The 2,967-nt window shown below is 67.7% G+C and carries 3 protein-coding genes; 1 reads left to right on the top strand and 2 read right to left on the bottom strand.

Features of this window, described 5'->3' with window-relative positions:
- A partial coding sequence (locus BB334_RS01315; RefSeq protein WP_158014341.1) for a transglycosylase SLT domain-containing protein occupies positions 1-417 on the bottom strand: 417 nt, incomplete at its 3' end.
- Between the two features lie 11 nt (positions 418-428).
- The gene (locus BB334_RS01310; protein ID WP_068803567.1) at positions 429-2,177 is read right to left on the bottom strand and encodes a proline--tRNA ligase; all 1,749 of its coding nucleotides are present in this window, start codon (positions 2,175-2,177) and stop codon (positions 429-431) included.
- A 174-nt stretch (positions 2,178-2,351) separates the two neighbouring features.
- Between BB334_RS01310 and BB334_RS01305 the strand changes: the two genes are divergently transcribed.
- Positions 2,352-2,900, top strand: coding sequence for an RNA pyrophosphohydrolase (locus tag BB334_RS01305; RefSeq protein WP_068803565.1), 549 nt, complete (start codon positions 2,352-2,354; stop codon positions 2,898-2,900).
- Positions 2,901-2,967 lie beyond the last annotated feature (67 nt).

Raw genomic sequence — 2,967 nt, 5'->3', positions numbered from 1 at the left:
CCCCATGACCTTCAGCCAGAAGGGCATCACCTGCATGTAGCCGCGCGCGCCCGCCGACGAGATCGCGTACTTGCGGAAGTTGCTCTCGACCTGGATCAGGCCGAGCACGAGCTGCGGGTCGAGGCCGGCGCGCGTGGCCTCGTAGTGGATCGTGGTCAGCAGTTCCTCGCGGTAGGCCGCGTCGGGAATGCGCTTCGCCAGCCGCGCCGACATCTCGGTCAGCCAGCGGGCGCGTTCGCCCGCCTGCGGAATCGGCAACGCCGGCGCGACGGCATCGCTGACCGCCTCATGTAGCGCGGCGCGCACGCTGGCCGCCATCGGCTCGTACTGCTGCGGGCCCGCCTGCGCGAGCGCGGGCGCGAGCGAGAGCGCGAATGCGGCCAGCGCGGCGCGCAGGTGTTGGGCCTTCAGCTGCATGCGGACGACGCTCAGGCCTGGCGCAGGCGGTCGAGCACGAAGCCGGCGGTGTCCGCGATCGCCACCTTGGAGGCCTCGGCATCGCGCCGGCCCTGGTATTCCGTCTGGCCCTCCTTCAGGCCGCGGTCGCCGATGGTGACGCGATGGGGCACGCCGATCAGTTCCCAGTCGGCGAACATCACGCCGGGCCGCTCGTCGCGGTCGTCGAGGATCGCGTCGACGCCGGCAGCGAGCAGCTCGGCATGGAGCTTTTCCGCCGCTTCGCGCACCGCCTCCGACTTCTTCCAGCCCACCGGGCAGATCACCACCTCGAAAGGCGCGATCGCCGCCGGCCAGATGATGCCGCGACCGTCGTGGTTCTGTTCGATGGCGGCGCCGAGGATGCGGGTGACGCCGATGCCGTAGCAGCCCATCTCGAAATGCTTGGGCTTGCCGTCCTCGTCGAGGAAGGTGGCGTTCATCGCCTTGGAATACTTGGTGCCGAGGTAGAACACGTGGCCGACCTCGATGCCGCGCTGGATCGCGAGCACGCCCTTGCCGTCCGGCGAGGGATCGCCGGCGACCACGTTGCGGATGTCGGCGACGAGCTCGGGCTCGGGCAGGTCGCGGCCCCAGTTGACGCCGGTGTAATGGAAGTCCTCCTCGTTGGCGCCGCAGACGAAGTCGCTCATGCTGGCGACCGTGCGATCGGCCACTACCCGCACTGCCTTCTGCGTTCCGATCGGGCCCAGGTAGCCCGGGCGGCAGCCGAAGTGGGCGAGGATCTCGGACTCGGTAGCGAAGCGGAAGCCCGCCTTCAGGCCGTCGATCTTGCCGGCCTTGACCTCGTTGAGTTCGTGGTCGCCGCGCACCAGCAGCAGCCAGACGGTGACGCCCGCCGGCTTGCCTGCCTCGTCGACGTCGTCGGTGGCCAGCACCAGGGACTTCACCGTGTTCGCCAGCGGCAGCTCGAGGTAGTCGGCGACCTCGGCGCAGGTCGCGCGTCCGGGGGTCGGGCTCTTCTGCAGGTCCTGTGCGGCGGCGGCGCGCGAGGGCAGCAGCGCGACCGCCTCGGCAAGCTCGATGTTGGCGGCGTAGTCGGAATCCGGGCAGTAGACGATGGCGTCCTCGCCGGTGTCGGCGATCACCTGGAACTCGTGCGAGCGGTCGCCGCCGATTGCGCCGGTGTCGGCCGCCACCGCACGGTAGTCGAGGCCGAGGCGGTCGAAGATGCGGCAGTAGGCGGCGTACATGTTGTCGTAGCTGACGCCGGCGGCGTCGGCGCTGCGATCGAAGGAGTAGGCGTCCTTCATCAGGAATTCGCGGCCGCGCATGATGCCGAAGCGCGGCCGGCGCTCGTCGCGGAACTTGGTCTGGATCTGGTAGAAGTTCTTCGGCAGCTGGCGGTAGCTCTTGAGCTCCTGGCGCGCGATGTCGGTGACGACTTCCTCGGAGGTCGGCTGCAGCGCGAAGTCGCGGCCGTGGCGATCCTTCAGGCGCAGCAGTTCCTCGCCCATCTTGTCCCAGCGCTCGGTCTCCTGCCACAGCTCGGCCGGCTGCACCATCGGCATCGTCAGTTCGAGCGCGCCGGCCCGGTTCATCTCCTCGCGCACGATGTTCTCGACCTTGCGGATCGAGCGCAGGCCGATCGGCTGATACGAGTAGATGCCGGCGGCGGCCTTGCGGATCATCCCGGCGCGCAGCATCAGCTGCTGGCTGACGATCTCGGCGTCGGATGGGGCTTCCTTCAGGGTGAACAGGTGGAACTGGGTGGCGCGCATGGGAGGTTCGGTCCGGGAGGGCGTTGTCGAAACCGCGGGATTCTAGCGCAGGGGCGATCGGATTGCCCCTGCGCTTTCGTTGAGTGTGCCGGAACTGCGGCGGGGCCGCGCTTTCAAAGAGTCGGCAAGTGTGGAAAAATCCATTCCAACCGCAGAAATATTAAGGTCTTAATCATGCTCGACCGTGAAGGCTATCGCCCGAACGTCGGCATCGTACTGGTCAACGCGCGCAACGAGGTCTTCTGGGGCAAGCGCATCCGCGAACACTCATGGCAGTTCCCGCAGGGTGGCATCAAGCACGGCGAATCGCCGGAGCAGGCGATGTACCGGGAGCTGTTCGAGGAAGTGGGTCTGCGCCCGGAGCACGTGAAGATTCTCGGTCGCACGCGCGGATGGTTGCGCTATGACGTGCCACGCCACTGGGTGCGGCGCGAATGGCGCAATACGTACCGCGGACAGAAGCAGATCTGGTTCCTGCTTCGCCTCGTCGGGCGCGATACCGACGTCTGTCTGCGTGCGAGCCATCATCCCGAGTTCGACGCCTGGCGCTGGAGCGACTATTGGGTGCCGCTGGATGCGGTGATCGAGTTCAAACGACAGGTGTACCAGATGGCGCTGCTGGAGCTGGCGCGCATCCTGTTCCGCTCGCGGGTCTGGGAGTTGCCCGAGAGCTACCGCCTGCCGGTTGCCGAGCCCGCCACTTCGGCGGCATCGCGGCGCTAGTGTGCGTCTTGCGCGCTCTCGTCCTTCGGGGCGGGGCGCCGCCATGGAGAGGTTCATGCTTGGGAAA

This window comes from Thauera phenolivorans (assembly GCF_001696715.1).
Taxonomy (GTDB): domain Bacteria; phylum Pseudomonadota; class Gammaproteobacteria; order Burkholderiales; family Rhodocyclaceae; genus Thauera; species Thauera phenolivorans.
Note: the sequence above shows the minus strand (reverse complement) of the source record. Positions and strands in the feature narration are given on the sequence as shown.